This window comes from Aliisedimentitalea scapharcae (assembly GCF_045277565.1).
Lineage (GTDB): Bacteria > Pseudomonadota > Alphaproteobacteria > Rhodobacterales > Rhodobacteraceae > Aliisedimentitalea > Aliisedimentitalea scapharcae.
The window spans coordinates 1,109,707-1,127,471 of record NZ_CP123584.1; the positions used below are offsets into that span (position 1 = coordinate 1,109,707).

Sequence of the window (17,765 nt, forward strand, 5' to 3'; positions counted from 1 at the left end):
GCGCATCGGGCCAGCGGGTGGCCCGATGCAATGCGTGTATCGGGCACTCAGCCCTTGATGGCTTCCAGAACGGCTTCGCCCAGGGTGGCGGGGCTTTCGGCGACAACGATGCCGGCCGCGCGCATGGCTTCGATCTTGTCTTCGGCACCGCCCTTGCCGCCAGCGACGATGGCACCGGCATGGCCCATGCGACGGCCGGGAGGGGCTGTGCGGCCTGCGATGAACCCGGCGGTGGGTTTGGAGCGGCCTTTTTTGGCCTCATCCGCCAGAAACTGGGCGGCTTCTTCTTCGGCGCTGCCGCCGATTTCACCGATCATGATGATGCTTTCGGTTTCATCATCGGCCAGGAACCATTCCAGCACGTCGATATGTTCGGTGCCCTTGATCGGGTCACCACCGATGCCGACACAGGTGGATTGGCCCAGACCCACGTCGGTGGTCTGTTTCACGGCCTCGTAGGTCAGGGTGCCGGAGCGGGACACAACACCGACCGAGCCACGTTTGTGGATGTGGCCGGGCATGATGCCGATCTTGCAGGCGTCGGGGGTGATCACGCCGGGGCAGTTGGGGCCGATCAGGCGCGATTTGGAGCCTTCGAGGGCGCGCTGTACCTTCATCATGTCCAGAACCGGGATGCCTTCGGTGATGCAGACGATCACTTCCATTTCGGCGTCGATCGCTTCGAGGATCGAATCGGCGGCAAAGGGGGGCGGCACATAGATCACCGATGCGTTGGCTTCGGTCACGTGTTTGGCTTCGTGGACCGAGTTGAACACAGGCAGGTTCAGGTGGGTCATGCCACCTTTGCCGGGGGTCACGCCGCCAACCATCTGGGTGCCATAGGCGATGGCCTGTTCGGTGTGGAATGTACCCTGCGAGCCGGTCAGGCCCTGACAGATGACTTTGGTGTTTTCGTCGATAAGGACTGCCATTTTCGAGGAGTCTCCTTGTCTTGCCGCAGATGTGCGGCTGTTCATGTCTAATGGATGAGCGGTGTATCGGGGTGAAAGAGGATCAGGGCATAGCGGGACCAGACACCGGTTGTATCCGTGCGCTGGGTGGCAACGATCCGGTTGTCCGGCAGAACCCAGGCCTGTTCAACGTCGCGGCCCAGGGGGGACGCATCGGTTGGACGGGCATCGGGGAAGACATCCGCCACATAGCGGCGAACCAGGTCGGTTTGACCGGTGCGGGATTTGGCCTGAACCAGACACATGGTGTCCGAGACCGCAACCGCAGGGCGCCGGTCGTCCACGACATAGACCCGCACGCCTTGGCGTGGTTTGGCCTGGAGCGGCACATAATGTGCCGCGCGCAGGGACCGGTCCAGATCGGACCGGCTGGACACGCCATTGGTGCAGAACCGGTCAAAGGTGCCGACAAAAGCAGCGGGGGCGCTTTTGGGGACCTTGTAGACTTCCCACATATTGTTGACCTCGGCCTGATCCGGGCTGATTCCATCGACCGAACACCCGGCGAGCACGGCCGCCGAAGTCAGACCAACAAGCGCCGCGCGGGCACCTTTGGCGTTATGTCCGGAGAGATGAGTCACCCAAGATCTGCCTTTTCCTCTTTCGACTTTGATCTGGCCCGGCCTGAAACCGGTCGGGCCCATCATTGTCGACGCAGCATTGGTTTCCACAAAGGGGGCGTGGAAACCGAAACGCCTGTGTTTACCCTTTCACGGCCTTCACGATTTTTTCGGCACCGTCCTTGAGGTTATCGGCGGCGATCACGTCGAGGCCGGAGGTGTTGATGATCTCCTTGCCCTGTTCGACGTTGGTGCCTTCGAGACGCACAACCAGCGGCACTTTCAATCCGACTTCCTTGACCGCGGCGACCACGCCTTCGGCGATGACGTCGCAACGCATGATGCCGCCAAAGATGTTGACCAGAATGCCTTTGACCTTTTCGTCAGAGGTGATGATCTTGAACGCCTCGGTGACTTTTTCCTTGGTCGCACCGCCGCCCACGTCGAGGAAGTTGGCCGGTTCCGCGCCATAGAGTTTGATGATGTCCATGGTGGCCATCGCCAACCCGGCCCCATTGACCATGCACCCGATTTCACCATCCAGGGTGATATAGTTCAGGTCGTATTTGCTGGCTTCCAGCTCGTTGGGGTCTTCTTCGGTCACATCGCGCAGCTCGGCCACATCGGCGTGGCGATACATGGCGTTGCCGTCAAAGCTGACCTTGGCATCCAGCACCTTGAGATCGCCGCTGTCGGTGACGATCAGTGGGTTGATCTCCAGCATCTCCATGTCTTTTTCCAGGAATGCTTTGTACAGCATACCCATCAGAGCAACGCATTGCTTGACCAGCTTGCCTTCCAACCCGAGAGCAAAGGCGATGCGGCGGCCGTGGAACGCCTGATAGCCGGAGGCGGGATCAACGCTGAACGACAGGATTTTTTCGGGTGTGGCTGCGGCCACTTCTTCGATGTCCATGCCGCCTTCGGTCGAGCAGACAAACGAAACGCGGCTGGTCTGGCGATCCACCAGCAGGGCCAGGTACATTTCGGTTTCGATGCCCGAACCGTCTTCGATGTAGATGCGGTTAACTTGCTTGCCCACCGGGCCGGTCTGATGTGTGACCAATGTGCGGCCCAGCATCTTCTTGGCTTCTTCGGCGGCCTCTTCGACCGATTTGGTCAGGCGTACACCACCTTTTTCGCCAGCGTCGGCTTCCTTGAAGGAGCCCTTGCCACGCCCACCGGCATGAATCTGTGCTTTGACGACCCAAAGCGGTCCGTCCAGTTCGCCCGCTGCGGTTTTGGCGTCTTCTGCGCGCAGAACGACGCGCCCGTCAGAAACCGGAGCACCATAGCTGCGGAGGAGGGCTTTGGCCTGGTATTCGTGGATGTTCATCTAAAACTGTCCCGTGTGGCTGCGATTTCAAACAGGTATAGGGGTGGATAACCCCAATGGTTAAAGGTTTTTTTGACGCAGTTGGGGGAAATGGTGAAGTTTTTATGTTTTTGTGATCACACGTTAGAATGCTGTGATCACAAAATGACAGATTTCAAGTTGTACGTGATTCGCATATTTGATTGCGCGGGGTGCCTGTCTGATGTGCCTGGTCGGGAAACGTCACCCCGGTCGCTGTCAGCGACAGATTCGTGTCGATTACGTCGTGTCCGGGTACCCCAGTTGCAGGGTCGAGTCGGCCAGAGGTCCCCGAACAGAGGTCCCCGAAACGGCGGAGCCCCGTCCGGGTTTGGGCCGGGCCCAGCCCCCCCCAGGAAAAGGCTCGGACATCACCCAGACACTGACCAGATACTGGCTCAGACACTGGCCCAGACACTTGGTAGGCACTTGGTAGGCACAAAAAAACCGCCGCAGACATGTCTGCGGCGGTTTGATCCGGGTGCGATCGCCGATCAGGCCAGCGAGCTGTCGATCCCTTTGCAGGCCTCGACCAGACCTTTGACGGCGTTGACCGAATTGTCGAACATGGTCTGTTCGTCTGCGGTCATCTTGATGTCGATGACGCGTTCGACGCCACCGGCACCGATCACGGTGGGAACACCCACATACATGCCGTTCAGACCCAGGGCACCGTCCACATAGGCGGCGCAGGGCAGGACGCGCTTCTGGTCTTTCAGATAGGCTTCGGCCATTTCGATGGCGCTGGTCGCGGGGGCGTAGAAGGCCGAACCGGTTTTCAGCAGGCCAACGATTTCGGCGCCACCGTCACGGGTGCGCTGAACGATGGCGTCCATTTTGTCCTGTGTGGTCCAGCCCATGTCGACCAGATCAGGCAACGGGATGCCGGCAACGGTGGAATAGCGGGTCAGCGGCACCATGGTGTCGCCGTGGCCGCCCAGAACAAACGCGGTGACGTCCTTCATCGAGACGTTGAATTCGTCAGCCAGGAAGTGACGGAAACGGGCGCTGTCCAGAACGCCGGCCATGCCGCAGACCTTGTTGTGGGGCAGGCCCGAAAATTCGCGCAGCGCCCAAACCATGGCATCCAGCGGGTTGGTGATGCAGATCACGAACGCGTCGGGGGCGTTCGCGGCGATGCCTTCGCCGACCGATTTCATCACCTTGAGGTTGATGCCCAACAGGTCATCGCGGCTCATGCCCGGTTTGCGGGGCACACCGGCGGTGACGATGCAGACGTCGGCGCCTGCGATATCGGCATAGTCCTGGGTGCCCGACATGGCGGCGTCAAAGCCTTCGGAGGGGCCGGATTGAGCAATGTCGAGCGCCTTGCCTTCGGGGGTGCCGGGCGCAATGTCGAACATCACAACGTCGCCAAGTTCTTTGATGGCTGCCAGATGGGCAAGCGTGCCGCCGATCTGACCTGCACCGATGAGGGCAATTTTGGGTCTGGCCATGGGAAATCTCTCCGGGTCGGGTTGAATTTGCAAGTTTGCCTAAGCCCTTGGCGCGGATGGTGCAAGAGTTCTGCGCTGCGGCGATGGCGCGCGGTGGTGATTCCCATCGGGCGATGTTTCCGCTAAAGGTGTTGCAAACAAGGGGCTTGGATACGATTGCGATGCTCGACACCGATCTGACCTTTTTCGCTTTTGCGATCCCATCTGTCGTTTTTGCTGGGGTTTCCAAGGCCGGTTTCGGCTCTGGGGCGGCATTTGCGTCGGCGTCGATTCTCGCGTTGATTTTGGAGCCGGGGCAGGCGCTTGCGCTGATGTTGCCGCTGTTGATGCTGATCGACCTGGCGTCGCTAGGGCCGTATTGGGGGCGCTGGAATGGGGCGGCTGCACGGGTTCTGATCCTGGGTGGCATTCCGGGAGTCGCGCTGGGCGCGGGGCTGTATCAGGCGGTGGATGATGACACGATGCGGGTGCTGATCGGGGGGATTTCGGTCGGATTTGTCCTGTGGCAGCTGACCAAGACCCGATTTGCCCGCACCCTGGCACGCGGTCCCATGGGGACGGGTGGTGGGGCGATTGCCGGGGTCGTGGCCGGGTTTGCCAGTTTTGTGAGCCACGCCGGGGGACCGCCCGCAGCCGTTTACCTGTTGTCCCGCAACCTGGACAAGACCGAATATCAGGCGACGACGGTGTTGGTGTTCTGGGCGATCAATATTGCCAAATTCATCCCCTATGCGTTTCTAGGGATGTTCACATTGAATACGATGTGGGTGGATCTGATGTTGGCCCCTTTTGCGCTGATCGGAACCTGGATCGGGGTGTATATGCACCGGCTGGTGTCGGATCGGGTGTTTTTTGCGCTGACCTATGTGCTGTTGACCGTGACCGGGGCCAAGCTGATCTGGGATGGATTGATGTGAGTGAGAACTGGCCCCACACGCGGTTCAGATGCGTGGGGGGCCTTTGTTGGTTTTGGTGTCGGACACAGGCTCAGGCGTCGTTGCCGGCGGGGGGCAGCGCTTCGGCCAGGGTTTCATAGGATTGGCCGGACGCAACCAGACAGGTCAGCCCGTTGGGCAGTGTCACGGTAATGGTCCAGGATCCGGTTTCATCCGAGGCGAACACCTCGACCACGGCGCCCTGGGCCCCCAGGCCGATGCTTTGGCGGGTTTCGCCGTACCCTTGGGCAAGCCGGTCCACCACAAGGGTCCGGGGCGCGCAGTTGCGATTGCCCTGAACCTGTGTCTGTACCGCGGTCTGTGCGGTCACCTGTTGAGCGGCCAGAACCAGAATGCCCAGCCCGATGGTCATGTTGATCAGTGTCTTCATCATGGGTTTCACCCTTTCCAGTGCGGCCTGCGAATCCCCTCGGCTGTCTGTGGAACATGTGAGACGCGGGGAGGCCCGGCAGCAGGCTGTTGTCTATCGGTGGTCGAAACCCGCCCTCTGTCGATGTGTATGACGTTGCGACCCTGCCGAAGGGGGCCAGTCAGGCGGATTTGATAGGGAAAACATGACCCCACAGCCCCTTAATCCGCGTTAATGGGGCGCGCGTGCCCGCTTTGTTCTGGATCGAATTGCAAGGAATTGCTGCGATGCGGCAAAAATGCTCTTGAAGTTTCCGATCGGAAATGTACGTATTTGCGCAATTTTGTTACCCAGGAGACTGTCATGGACCCGCGCACGCGCCCTTATCGATCGGTACTGTATATCCCCGGATCGAAACCTCGGGCGTTGGACAAGGCCAAAACCCTGCCTGTTGACGCGATCATTTTCGATCTCGAAGATGCGGTGTCGGTGGATGAAAAGGTCAACGCCCGTGCGACCCTGACCCAGGCCCTGGCCGAGGGTGATTTTAGCCCGCGTATGCGGATCGTGCGCATCAATGGTCTGGATACCCAATGGGGGTTTGACGACGCCCGCGCCGCAGCGGCGATGAACTGTGACGCGGTGTTGCTGCCCAAAGTGTCCAGCCCCGACGATCTGGACGCCTTGGCCGAAATCACCGGAGATCTGCCGATCTGGGCGATGATGGAAACCCCGCGCGGCATGTTGAATGCGGCGGCCATTGCGGCGCATCCAAAGTTGCAGGGCATGGTGATGGGCACCAATGATCTGGCCAAGGAGCTGCAAACCCGGTTCCGTGCGGACCGGATGCCGATGATGGCCGGATTGGGGATGTGTCTGTTGGCGGCCAAGGCCGAGGGGCTGATTATTGTCGATGGCGTTTACAACGCGTTCAAGGACGCCGAAGGGCTGGCCGTGGAATGCGCACAGGGCCGCGACATGGGGTTTGACGGCAAGACATTGATCCACCCCGCCCAGGTTGACGTGGCCAATGTGGCGTTTGCTCCGTCCGACGAAGATCTGGATCTGTCGCGTCGTCAGATCGCCGCATTTGACGAAGCCGTGGCCACCGGACAGGCGGTCGCCGTGGTCGATGGACGCATCGTCGAAAACCTACACGTTGCCACCGCACGTGAACTTCTGGCAAAAGCCGAAGTAATAGAGGCTTTGCAAGCGGGGTAGCCAGATGGGCTTTCTTATACTGATTCTCGGGATCGTCCTTTGGTGGGCGGCCCATTTGTTCAAACGTGTTCAACCGGAACGCCGTGCCGCCATGGGCGACAAGGGCCGCGGGCCGGTCGCGTTGGCCATCGTGGCCGGTGTCGTGCTGATGGTGATCGGCTACAAGCTGACACCGTTCATTCATGTGTGGGCACCGCCCGCGTTCACCATTCACCTCAACAATGTGCTGGTACTGGTCGCGATCTGGATGATGAGCCCGGCCGGCACCAAGGGCAAGATCCTGTCCAACGTGCGCCATCCGATGTTGATGGGGTTCCGGACCTGGGCCGTGGCGCATCTGCTGGTGAACGGGGATCTGGCGTCGATGGTGCTGTTTGGTGGTCTGTTGTTGTGGGGCATGGTCGAAGTGGTCGTGATCAACAAGGCAGAGCCCGAGTGGACCCCGCGCACCGATGGATCGATTGCCAAGGACGGTATGTTCTTTGTCGCGTCGATCGTGTTGCTGGTCATCATCGGATATGTGCACGGGCTGGTTGGTCCGGTGCCGTTCCCGACCTGAAGGACCGGCTGAGATGGCGACATTGTATCGGTTCCTCTCCGAGGACGACACATCGGCATTCTGTCACAAGGTATCGGCGGCGCTGTCCAAGGGATGGGTGTTGCAGGGCGAACCTGTGTACGGATTTGATGCGGCCCGCGGCGTGATGCGGTGCGGGCAGGCGGTGACCAAGGAGGTCGCCGCCGATTACACCCCAGACATGAAGCTAGGAGAGCAGTAAATGGCTCACACAGGGCAGGCCAAAACCAATCCAGGCCGGTTTTTCGAAGATTACGCCGTTGGCGATGTGATCCATCACGCGGTTCCGCGCACTGTCGGGTCGGGAGAGCGGGCGCTGTACCACGCGCTGTATCCGGCGCGTCATGCGCTGTATTCTTCGGATGAATTCGCGCGCGGGTGTGGTCTGCCCACTGCGCCGCTGGATGATCTGGCGGCGTTTCATGTGGTGTTCGGCAAGACCGTGCCGGATGTGTCGCTGAATGCGCTGGCCAATCTGGGCTACGGCGAGGGACGTTGGCTGAAGCCGGTCTATGCGGGGGATACGCTGCGCTCTGTGTCCGAGGTGATCGGGGTCAAACAGAATTCGAACGGCAAATCGGGGGTGGTTTATGTCCGCACCCGTGGGCTGAACCAGCGCGACGAAACGGTGATGGAATATGTCCGTTGGGTCATGGTGCGCAAACGTGATTTTGATGCGCCCGCGCCCGAAACCGTGATCCCCGCGCTGAACAAGGTGATCCCGGCGGACCAATTGGTGGTGCCCGAGGGGTTGGATTTCAGCAATTATGATTTCACCCTGGCGGGTGAACCGCATCGCTGGGGCGATTACGAGGTGGGTGAAACCATCGACCATGTGGATGGGGTGACGGTCGAAGAGGCCGAACACATGATGGCGACCCGCATGTGGCAGAACACCGCCAAGGTGCATTTCGACACCACAGCGCGCCCTGACGGCACCCGGTTGATCTATGGTGGGCATGTGATTTCCATGGCCCGGACCCTGTCGTTCAACGGTCTGGCCAATGCGCAGATGATCGTGGGCCTAAATGGCGGCGCGCACGCCAATCCGTGCCTGTCGGGCATGACCATTCGCGCCTGGTCGGAAGTCTTGGACAAGGCGGAAACAGCGGCTCCCGGCGTGGGGGCCATTCGTCTGCGTCTGGTGGCGACCCGCGGCGGGGAACCGTTCCAGTTGAAGGGCGAGGATGGCAAGTATCTGCCGGATGTGCTGTTGGACCTGGATTACTGGGCGTTGATGCCGGTCTAAGGCGTCTTGGCTTGGCCCTATTGGGCTTGCCCAAGGGTACCGGTTCAAGTTGGGGGCGCTGCCCTGCGGCCCTTGGGCTTGGCCAAGGGCGCCTGTTCAAGCTGGGGGCGCTGCCCCCAGACCCCCGGGATATTTTTGGCCAGATGAAGGGAGATCCCGTCGCGAAGCGCCTGAAGAGGTGGTGGCGGAAATGTGATATGCGTTTGCGCCGGGTGTTGCTAGGCTGTGGGCATGACGGCATTGCGCATTTTGATTTCGGTTGTTTTGTTTTTCCTGCCGGGGGTGGCCGTCGCCTGTGATTTGGCTTTGGCTCTGGCGGTGGATGTGTCGGGATCGGTGGATCAGAAGGAATATCGGGTCCAGATGGATGGCTTGGCGGCCGGGTTGCGGGATCCGATCGTGTCCGAGGCCCTGGTGCGGGGCCGCGCGCAGATCATGGTGGTGCAATGGTCGGGGTCGTCGCGCCAGCAGACATCAATTCCCTGGACAAGCGTGACCACCTTTGACGATGTGGAGCGTTTGGCCGTGGCCATCGAGACGGCCCCGCGTCCCTGGCGCAATTTTTCGACTGCTGTTGGAGAGGCGTTGAGCCACACCGGCGCTGCCTTTGCCGAGGTTCAGGGATGTCGGCGTCGGATCATTGATGTGTCGGGTGATGGCCCCTCCAACGAAGGGATGGAGCCGGTGGAGGTGTTAACGCAGCTGCGCCGTTGGGACATCACGGTCAATGCAATCGCCATCGAGGCCAGCGAACCGGATCTCACGGCATACTTTTTTGAGAACGTCATCAGGGGGGAGGGCGCATTTGTGATCACCGCCGCGAATTTTGCCGATTATCCGGCACAGATCCGGCGCAAGCTGTTGCGCGAGGTTGCCCGGCAAACGGCCGCTTTGCCGGTGCCAAACTGTGCGAATCCGCTCTGTATGGTGAAAATTCAATGATTCTTCTGTGATCGCTCACAGGTTCCAGAAATGTGATCACAGGCTTTATTTTTGTGATCACGCTAGTCGTTTTTATACGTAACCGCGCCAAATAACCGCGCCTTTTTGCAGTTCGGTAAGGTGACAGGACGCAAAAAAGCGGTAAAACGTCGTCAGCTAACCGGAAAAGGAGCCAACATGGCCGATGTCAATCGGGGCAATCGCCCGCTTTCGCCGCATCTTCAGATCTATCGCCCGCAATTGAATTCGGCGACTTCGATCTTTGCACGTATTACAGGCGTTGCGCTGCTGGGAGCGGCTGTGCTTGTTGTCTGGTGGTTCCTTGCCGCCGCGTCGGGTGCCGAATATTATGAATTCGTCAACTGGTTGCTGACCTCGTGGTTCGGCGACATCGTGATGACGCTGGCCTGTTGGGCCGCCTGTTTCCATTTCCTGTCGGGGCTGCGCCACCTGGTGTGGGACACAGGCCGTGGGCTGGATGTGGAAACCGCCGAGAAGATGGGCAAGGGGGTCGTTGTCGGGTCCTTTGTGTTGACCATCCTGGCCGTATTGATCGTGTAAGGGAGCAGACACATGGCATATCTTACCGATCGCAAACGCGCCGTTCACCGTGGGTCCGCCAGATCCGGCACCGCGCATTTCTGGGGCCAGACGATGTCGGCCTTTGGTCTGGCAATCCTGATCCCGCTGTTCATCCTGACCTTTGGATCCGCGTTGGGGTCCAGCTATGAGGACGTGCTGGAATATTACAGCCGTCCGTTCCCGGCGATCATTGCGGGGATGACCATCACCGTGGCGATGATCCATTTCCGTCACGGCATCCAGGTGGTGATCGAGGATTATTCGCGTGGGGTCACCAAAAAGCTGTTGATCATCATTTCTACCTGCATCGCCTACGCCATTGCCGCCACCGGCCTGTTCGCGCTGGCGCGCATCGCCCTTTAAGATCGGAGCTTTCCCAAAATGGCTGCTTACGAATACGAAACACATGACTATGACGTTGTGGTGGTTGGGGCCGGCGGGGCCGGTCTGCGTGCCACCCTGGGCATGGCGGAACAGGGGCTGCGCACAGCCTGTGTGACCAAAGTGTTCCCGACCCGGTCGCACACGGTTGCCGCGCAGGGGGGCATTGCGGCCTCGCTGTCCAACATGGGGCCGGACCATTGGCAGTGGCACATGTATGACACCGTCAAAGGGTCAGATTGGCTGGGTGATACGGATGCGATGGAATATCTCGCCCGCGAAGCGCCCAAGGCGGTGTATGAGCTGGAACATTATGGTGTGCCGTTCTCGCGCACCGAAGAGGGCAAGATCTATCAGCGCCCCTTTGGTGGTCACACAACCGAATTTGGCGAAGGCCCTGCGGTGCAGCGGACCTGTGCCGCCGCCGACCGGACCGGCCACGCGATCCTGCACACGCTGTATGGCCAGTCGCTGAAGAACAACGCCGAATTCTATATCGAATATTTCGCCATTGATTTGGTGATGTCCGAAGACGGTCAATGTCAGGGTGTTGTCTGCTGGAAGCTGGACGACGGCACCATGCACGTCTTCAACGCCAAGATGGTGGTGTTGGCGACCGGTGGTTATGGCCGGGCATATTTCAGCGCGACGTCGGCGCATACCTGCACCGGGGACGGTGGCGGGATGGTGGCCCGTGCGGGTCTGGCGTTGCAGGATATGGAATTCGTGCAATTCCACCCGACCGGCATCTATGGCTCGGGGTGTCTGATCACCGAAGGCGCGCGCGGCGAGGGGGGGTATCTGACCAACTCCGAAGGCGAACGGTTCATGGAGCGCTATGCGCCCCAGTACAAGGATCTGGCACCGCGCGATTATGTGTCCCGGTCCATGACCATGGAAATCCGCGAAGGACGTGGTGTGGGCAAGGATGGCGATCACATCCACCTGAACCTGAACCACCTGCCTGCCGAAGCGCTGGCCGAACGCCTGCCGGGCATTTCGGAAAGCGCCAAGATCTTTGCCGGGGTGGACGTGACCAAGGAACCGATCCCGGTTCTGCCGACCGTGCACTACAACATGGGCGGCATTCCGACCAACTATTGGGGCGAGGTGCTGAACCCGACCGCCGACAACCCAACCGGTGTTGTTCCCGGCCTGATGGCCGTGGGCGAAGCGGGTTGTGCGTCGGTGCACGGGGCCAACCGGTTGGGATCGAATTCGTTGATCGACCTGGTGGTGTTTGGACGTGCGGCGGCGATCCGCGCGGGCAAGGTGGTTGACGCCGATGCGGCAAACCCGGTTCTGAACCAGGCCTCCGTGGACAAGGCGTTTGATCGCTTTGACGATCTGCGCAATGCCAGCGGTGGCATCGCAACGGCGGATCTGCGTCTGGAGATGCAGAAAACCATGCAGGCCGATGCGGCCGTGTTCCGCACAGCCAAGACCATGGCCGAAGGGGTCGACAAGATGACCGCCATCGCGGCCAAGATGGATGATCTGAAGGTCACCGACCGGTCGCTGGTCTGGAACTCGGATCTGATGGAAACGCTGGAGCTGACCAATCTGATGCCAAGCGCATTGGCCACCATTGTCGGTGCCGAAGCCCGCAAGGAATCGCGGGGCGCCCATGCGCATGAGGATTTCAGCACACGTGACGATGAAAACTGGCGGGTTCACACCGTCAGCCGGGTCGAGGGCAATTCTGTCGACCTGTCCTATCGTCCGGTGGTTGTTGATCCACTGAGCACCGAAGAAGAAGGCGGCATCAGCCTCAAGCGGATCGCGCCCAAAGCGCGGACCTTCTAAGGCCGTCAATCAGGAGACCCTGTGTGCCCAAGCTGATCTTGCCTGTTGATGTCCACGGTGTGGCGTTGCCCTTTCGGGCCGCGCTGCCGGGGGTATGCGGGTGTGGCTTGGGCGTTGCGTCGCCGATGCAGGGGGGCGGGCCACAGGCGTGCCCGGACCGGGTGCGGTCGATGGGGGGCGTGGCATGACATCATCGCTCCCGCGGGTGTTGATCCATTGCGGTGTACAGAAAACCGCATCGACCGCCTTTCACCATTTCGTGCAACGCAACCGGGATCTTTTGTCCCGCAGTGTCGACATCCGGACCCCGGTCAAGGGGAGCCCGACCCGTGAGCTGGGGCGGGTTGCGGCCCTGTTCAGCCTGGATGACACGCATGAGGCCGATCTGATTGCCCGGGTGACACAGGTGCGAGACGCGGTGCTGTCCGAGGGAAAGCCCTGTGTCCTGTCCCATGAGAACATTCCTGGTGCAATGCTGGGGCGGGGCGGGGTGGTGACGCTGTACCCTGAGATTGAACGTATTCTGGACCTGTTCGTTCGACATCTGGCACCGCTGCGGCCGGAATTCGTATTTTATACGCGCGACATGGCGGCGTGGAAGGTCAGTGTCCACAACCAGGCGGTCAAATCGGATGGCTATGGCGAAACGCTGGACACCTTCCTGGAGCAGACCCGGGCGTGTGGAACCTGGGATGACCTGCAGGCGCGCGTCGCAGCTGTGGTGGGGGCCGAGCGCACCCATTTCCTGCGCCTCGAAGAGGAAGAGAACCGCGCCAAACCGGGGATGCAGTTGTTGCGTCTGGCCAGGGTGCCCGACGCAGATATCAGGGCGATGGCCGAACAACAGGGGCGTCGCAACGAAAGCTTGAATGCAGGATCGTTGGAGTTTCTGCGCCAGCTGAATCAACAGGGTCTGCCCCGCGCGGCCCGCAAACCGGTTGTGCAGTTGATCCAAGGCAATCAGGCCCTCTTCGTCCCTGAATTGGATCGGGTGTGATGCAGATAGCGCGCGACACCGAATCTTGTGCCACCTGGCAGGCCCTGGGCCTGACGCCGGGTCTGGTTCTGCGGCTGAGCGGGATGCGCCGGTCCGGCAACCACGCCATTGCCAATTGGTTGATGCGCAACGCGCCCACAGGGACATCCGTGTTTCTGAACAATTGCAAGCCGAACCGGGATCCGTTGCAACATTTTTCGGCCCTCGAAGTGAACCGGCACCATGTCGCTGGTGGCGATGCGGCGGGGGATTTGCCGTCGCGCGTTGCCAAGGCGGGGGACGGGGCGCTTTTGCTGATCAGCTATGAAGACACGTCGCCGGCCGAGATGAAGCGCCACAGACGGCTGTCGGGGCCGCTGGATGAGGCGGCCATTGATCATGACATCCTGATCTATCGTAGCTTTCTGAACTGGTCGGCATCGCTGTTGAAGAAACTGCAGGGCAATCCGAGCTATAGCCTGTCCCGGCGTCTTTCGATGGTGCTGCGCGCCATGGACAATTACACCCGCCTGTTGGCGCTGGTTGCGCGCGGGCAGGGGGCTGAAACCTGTATCTGTTATGACACATGGGTACAGTCCGCTAGCTATCGGCAGGACATTCTCGTGCGGTTGAACCTGCCGGTTGCCGACACGGATGTCGGAGAAGTCCAGAAATATGGCGGCGGTTCGTCGTTTCAGAAACAATCGGCTTCGGGTGATGAATTGCGGGTGCTGGACCGGTGGCATCAGATGCAGACCGAGCCCGACTATCAGCTGGTGCTGGCCGCAGCCGGCCGCGATGCGGCGTTGATGGCACAGTTGGACCGCCTGTTTCCCGAGGATGCCGAGCGGCTGACCCAGATCGCCCGGCATGCGCCCGTATCACCGGGGGATCTGACATGATCCGCCGTATCCAACCCATCGCATCGGCCACGCGCCGTGCCAATTGGGCCCTGTCCGCGACGACAGCGCCTTTCACCCCATAGGAGGCTTACCCATGGTGCAATTCTCACTGCCCAAAAACTCCCGGGTCACCACAGGCAAAACCTGGCCCAAGCCCGAAGGCGCGACCAATGTCCGCAAGTTCCAGATCTATCGCTGGAACCCTGACGACGGTCAGAACCCGCGTGTCGATACCTATTTCGTCGACATGGACGAATGTGGCCCGATGGTTCTGGACGCGCTGATCAAGATCAAGAACGAAATCGATCCGACCCTGACATTCCGGCGGTCGTGCCGCGAAGGCATCTGTGGCTCCTGTGCGATGAACATCGACGGCATCAACACGCTGGCCTGTATTTACGGGATGGATGAGATCAAGGGCGATGTGAAAATCTATCCGCTGCCGCATATGCCAGTGGTCAAGGACCTGATCCCGGATCTGACCCATTTCTATGCCCAGCATGCCTCGATCATGCCCTGGCTGGAAACCAAGACCAACCGCCCGGCCAAGGAATGGAAACAGTCCATCGAAGACCGCAAGAAGCTGGACGGTCTGTATGAATGCGTGATGTGCGCGTCCTGTTCGACGTCCTGCCCATCCTACTGGTGGAACGGAGATCGCTATCTTGGGCCCGCCGCGTTGCTGCATGCGTATCGCTGGATTATCGACAGCCGTGATGAAGCAACGGGCGAGCGTCTGGACGAATTGGAAGATCCGTTCAAGCTGTATCGTTGCCATACAATCATGAATTGCGCCAAGACCTGTCCCAAGGGTCTGAACCCGGCCAAAGCAATTGCCGAGATCAAGAAAATGATGGTGGAACGCACGGTCTAAGCCCCCTAAGGTCAGCGGCATGACACCGTTGACCTATGCTTTGATACTCGCTTTGTTTGCCGGGCTTGCCATGCCGTTGGGTGGTGTGTTGGCCTGGAGCGAACGGTTCCGCGACAAGCAGATTGAAACCCGGTTTGTGCACGCCGTCACCGCGTTTGGTGGCGGCGCTTTGCTGTCGGCGATTGCGTTGGTGTTGGTGCCCAAAGGGTCGGAAAACCTCTCGGCGGGCGTGGCAATTCCGTTGTTCCTGGCGGGTGGGCTCACCTTTTATGTGGTGGACAAACAGCTCGCGCGGGCAGGGGGCAGCGGCGCATTGGTTTTGGCCATGTTGCTGGATTTCCTGCCGGAAGCGATGGCGCTGGGGGCGCTATTGGTGACCGAAGCGGCCACCGCCAAGCTGTTGGCGGCGATGATCTTTTTGCAGAACCTGCCCGAAGGGTTTGCCGCCTTTCGCGACCTGTGGTCCCGCCCGGGGACGTCGCCTGTCCGGATCCTGCTGTTGTTCGTGATGCTGGCATCGCTGGGGCCGTTGTGTGCCGGTGTCGGTTTCTTTGTGCTGGCGGATGCGCCGGCCATGCTGGGCGGGATCATGATCTATGCGGCGGGCGGCATCCTGTACCTGTTGTTTCAGGACATCGCGCCCGAGGCCCAGGTCAAGGGGGCCTGGTCGCCGTCGCTGGGGGCTGTGATGGGGTTTGCTCTTGGGCTGGCGGGGGAGATGGTGATTGGCTAGTCAGCCTTGTGTTTGGCGCATATCCCGGTTGCGTTCTTGATCGGTGCACGGGGGCCCAATCGGGGCTAGATTGATGGTCAGGGAGGGACACATCTGAACGACAGGATGACGTCCATGACATCTGCACCATCCAAAACCACCGCACAACAGGCGCTGAAGCTGCTGGAACAGGCCTGGGCCTATTATACGCCGATGCCGATACCGGTCCCACAGACAGAGCAGCCAGAGCAGGCAGATCTGTTTCAATATGCCAACGCGGCCTGAGCCAAACCGGTTGTGGGTCGGACGCCGAGACGGTAGGACGGGCACATGCCTGTCCTTCTTCTTGTATTGCTGTTGGGTGTTTTTGCCTATTTCGTCTGGCGCGCGCGCACCACGACCCTGACCCGGGATTGCCGGTGGCGGCAGGTGTCGCGGGACGGGGCATGGCAGTGCAGTTTTTGCGGGTCCAAGGCGCAGGGAAAAAACATGCCGACGGCGTGCCAGAAGGTCGGGCGGTAGGCAATTTTTCCGCAATCCGGAAATTCTTCTTGATCGACTCGGGAATATCTCCGATACGGGCGGCCAAGACGCCAACGCACGCGCCTCTGTCCCAAGGGTCTCGCCCCCCATGGTTACGTAGCGACGGTAACGTCTCTGATGGAACTGAGCGGTCATATATGGCCGGGTCTTTTGGAGATGACCATGAACGCCAACGTAGCCGGGCTGATGGCCCGTGACACCCATTCTGAAACCAATCTGTCCACCCGCCTGTTGCGCCATATCGAACAGACCCGGTTTGAGCGCCCGACGCTGGTGATTGATCTGGAGGCTGTGGCGCGCAAATACGCAGCCTTGGCGCAGGGGCTGGGCCGCGCCCGGATCCATTACGCGGTCAAGGCCAATCCGGCACCCGAGATCCTGGCCGAATTGGTGCGGTTGGGGTCAAATTTTGATGCGGCCAGCCGGGCCGAGATCGAAATGTGCCTGTCAGCGGGGGCACAGCCGGATCAGATCACGTTTGGCAACACGATCAAACGCCCTTCGGACATTGCATTTGCCCATGATCTGGGGATCACCCATTTTGCGGTGGATGCCGAAGAGGAGCTGGACAAGCTGGCCGAACACGCGCCGGGTGCACAGGTCTATCTGCGGCTGATCGTCGAAAGCACCGAGGCAGATTGGCCGCTGAATCGCAAATTCGGCTGTGCTCCGTCCAAGGCGTTGAAGCTGATGGATTATGCAAGGGCCCAGGGGCTGAGCCCGGTGGGATTGTCGTTCCACGTCGGCTCGCAGACGCGCGAGGCGCGGATGTGGGAGGCGACGCTGGCCCAGGTGGCGCAAACCTGGCGCGCGGCACAGGCCGCAGGCCATGAGATGACCCTGCTGAACATCGGTGGCGGCTTTCCGGCCTTTTACGGGGATCGGATCGACGCGCCCGAGGATTATGCAAACGCGGTGATGGGGCTGATTCACCGTCATTTCGGCGATGTGCCACAGATCATGGCCGAACCGGGCCGAGGTCTGGTGGCCGAAGCGGGCGCGATTTCTGCCGAGGTGCTGTTGGTGTCGCGCAAGCATGACAACGACCTGCACCGCTGGGTGTATCTGGACATCGGCATGTTTTCCGGTCTGGCCGAAGCCATGGGCGAGGCGATCCGCTATCGCATCAGCACCGATCGTGACCACGAGGCCACCGGGTCCTGCATTTTGGCGGGGCCGTCCTGTGACAGCGCCGATGTGTTGTATGAACGCCAGCCCTATCAATTGCCGGTGGGGCTCAGGTCCGGAGACCGGATCGTGATCCACAGCTGCGGGGCCTATACATCGACCTATGCGAGCGTCGGGTTCAATGGCATCCCGCCGCTGGAAGTTGTGGTGATCTGAACCTGTTCG

The 17,765-nt window shown here is 60.4% G+C and carries 22 protein-coding genes; 17 read left to right on the plus strand and 5 right to left on the minus strand.

Going from position 1 to position 17,765, the window contains the following annotated elements:
• Positions 1 to 47 precede the first annotated feature (47 nt).
• The 4 genes from sucD to mdh all read right to left on the minus strand — a co-directional run bounded on the left by sucD (position 48) and on the right by mdh (position 4,342).
• Positions 48 to 932: a succinate--CoA ligase subunit alpha gene (sucD, locus tag QEZ52_RS05210; protein ID WP_406648430.1), complete on the minus strand. Its 885-nt coding sequence runs from the start codon at positions 930 to 932 to the stop codon at positions 48 to 50.
• Between the two features lie 47 nt (positions 933 to 979).
• Positions 980 to 1,552, minus strand: coding sequence for a hypothetical protein (locus QEZ52_RS05215; RefSeq protein ID WP_406648431.1), 573 nt, complete (start codon positions 1,550 to 1,552; stop codon positions 980 to 982).
• 121 nt (positions 1,553 to 1,673) lie between these two features.
• A complete protein-coding gene (sucC, locus tag QEZ52_RS05220; protein ID WP_406648432.1) occupies positions 1,674 to 2,867 on the minus strand; it encodes a succinate--CoA ligase subunit beta in 1,194 nt (397 codons plus the stop codon).
• Between the two features lie 512 nt (positions 2,868 to 3,379).
• On the minus strand, positions 3,380 to 4,342 hold the full coding sequence (gene mdh, locus QEZ52_RS05225) for a malate dehydrogenase (RefSeq protein WP_406648434.1): 963 nt from the start codon (positions 4,340 to 4,342) through the stop codon (positions 3,380 to 3,382).
• A gap of 161 nt (positions 4,343 to 4,503) precedes the next feature.
• On the opposite strand from mdh, the gene QEZ52_RS05230 reads away from it, so the two are divergent.
• On the plus strand, positions 4,504 to 5,259 hold the full coding sequence (locus tag QEZ52_RS05230; protein ID WP_406648435.1) for a sulfite exporter TauE/SafE family protein: 756 nt from the start codon (positions 4,504 to 4,506) through the stop codon (positions 5,257 to 5,259).
• A gap of 70 nt (positions 5,260 to 5,329) precedes the next feature.
• On the opposite strand, the gene QEZ52_RS05235 is transcribed toward QEZ52_RS05230, so the two are convergent.
• A complete protein-coding gene (locus tag QEZ52_RS05235; RefSeq protein WP_406648436.1) occupies positions 5,330 to 5,671 on the minus strand; it encodes a hypothetical protein in 342 nt (113 codons plus the stop codon).
• A gap of 339 nt (positions 5,672 to 6,010) precedes the next feature.
• Between QEZ52_RS05235 and QEZ52_RS05240 the strand changes: the two genes are divergently transcribed.
• The 16 genes from QEZ52_RS05240 (at position 6,011) to QEZ52_RS05315 (ending at position 17,756) form a co-directional block, all read left to right on the plus strand.
• A complete protein-coding gene (locus QEZ52_RS05240) occupies positions 6,011 to 6,868 on the plus strand; it encodes an HpcH/HpaI aldolase/citrate lyase family protein (RefSeq protein WP_406648438.1) in 858 nt (285 codons plus the stop codon).
• Between the two features lie 4 nt (positions 6,869 to 6,872).
• Positions 6,873 to 7,427, plus strand: coding sequence for an NnrU family protein (locus QEZ52_RS05245; protein WP_406648439.1), 555 nt, complete (start codon positions 6,873 to 6,875; stop codon positions 7,425 to 7,427).
• Between the two features lie 13 nt (positions 7,428 to 7,440).
• Entirely contained in the window at positions 7,441 to 7,647 is a 207-nt protein-coding gene (locus tag QEZ52_RS05250) for a DUF1737 domain-containing protein (protein ID WP_406648440.1), read from the plus strand.
• Positions 7,648 to 8,694: a MaoC family dehydratase gene (locus QEZ52_RS05255; protein WP_406648441.1), complete on the plus strand. Its 1,047-nt coding sequence runs from the start codon at positions 7,648 to 7,650 to the stop codon at positions 8,692 to 8,694.
• Between the two features lie 231 nt (positions 8,695 to 8,925).
• On the plus strand, positions 8,926 to 9,636 hold the full coding sequence (locus QEZ52_RS05260; protein ID WP_406648443.1) for a DUF1194 domain-containing protein: 711 nt from the start codon (positions 8,926 to 8,928) through the stop codon (positions 9,634 to 9,636).
• 177 nt (positions 9,637 to 9,813) lie between these two features.
• A complete protein-coding gene (sdhC, locus tag QEZ52_RS05265; RefSeq protein ID WP_406648444.1) occupies positions 9,814 to 10,197 on the plus strand; it encodes a succinate:quinone oxidoreductase subunit C in 384 nt (127 codons plus the stop codon).
• Between the two features lie 12 nt (positions 10,198 to 10,209).
• Entirely contained in the window at positions 10,210 to 10,581 is a 372-nt protein-coding gene (sdhD, locus tag QEZ52_RS05270; RefSeq protein WP_406648446.1) for a succinate dehydrogenase, hydrophobic membrane anchor protein, read from the plus strand.
• Positions 10,582 to 10,599: 18 nt separating this feature from the next.
• On the plus strand, positions 10,600 to 12,405 hold the full coding sequence (sdhA, locus tag QEZ52_RS05275) for a succinate dehydrogenase flavoprotein subunit (protein WP_406648447.1): 1,806 nt from the start codon (positions 10,600 to 10,602) through the stop codon (positions 12,403 to 12,405).
• 23 nt (positions 12,406 to 12,428) lie between these two features.
• The gene (locus QEZ52_RS05280) at positions 12,429 to 12,593 is read left to right on the plus strand and encodes a hypothetical protein (protein WP_406648449.1); all 165 of its coding nucleotides are present in this window, start codon (positions 12,429 to 12,431) and stop codon (positions 12,591 to 12,593) included.
• Positions 12,590 to 13,402, plus strand: coding sequence for a hypothetical protein (locus QEZ52_RS05285; RefSeq protein ID WP_406648451.1), 813 nt, complete (start codon positions 12,590 to 12,592; stop codon positions 13,400 to 13,402). The genes QEZ52_RS05280 and QEZ52_RS05285 overlap by 4 nt, the downstream gene beginning before the upstream one ends.
• The gene (locus QEZ52_RS05290) at positions 13,402 to 14,283 is read left to right on the plus strand and encodes a hypothetical protein (protein ID WP_406648452.1); all 882 of its coding nucleotides are present in this window, start codon (positions 13,402 to 13,404) and stop codon (positions 14,281 to 14,283) included. Before QEZ52_RS05285 ends, QEZ52_RS05290 begins: the two co-directional genes overlap by 1 nt.
• A gap of 94 nt (positions 14,284 to 14,377) precedes the next feature.
• A complete protein-coding gene (locus tag QEZ52_RS05295) occupies positions 14,378 to 15,157 on the plus strand; it encodes a succinate dehydrogenase iron-sulfur subunit (RefSeq protein WP_406648453.1) in 780 nt (259 codons plus the stop codon).
• A gap of 19 nt (positions 15,158 to 15,176) precedes the next feature.
• The gene (locus tag QEZ52_RS05300) at positions 15,177 to 15,890 is read left to right on the plus strand and encodes a ZIP family metal transporter (protein ID WP_406648455.1); all 714 of its coding nucleotides are present in this window, start codon (positions 15,177 to 15,179) and stop codon (positions 15,888 to 15,890) included.
• A gap of 114 nt (positions 15,891 to 16,004) precedes the next feature.
• Positions 16,005 to 16,154, plus strand: coding sequence for a hypothetical protein (locus tag QEZ52_RS05305; RefSeq protein ID WP_406648458.1), 150 nt, complete (start codon positions 16,005 to 16,007; stop codon positions 16,152 to 16,154).
• Positions 16,155 to 16,199: 45 nt separating this feature from the next.
• On the plus strand, positions 16,200 to 16,391 hold the full coding sequence (locus QEZ52_RS05310; protein ID WP_406648459.1) for a hypothetical protein: 192 nt from the start codon (positions 16,200 to 16,202) through the stop codon (positions 16,389 to 16,391).
• Positions 16,392 to 16,568: 177 nt separating this feature from the next.
• Entirely contained in the window at positions 16,569 to 17,756 is a 1,188-nt protein-coding gene (locus tag QEZ52_RS05315; RefSeq protein ID WP_406648460.1) for a type III PLP-dependent enzyme, read from the plus strand.
• Positions 17,757 to 17,765: the final 9 nt, after the last annotated feature.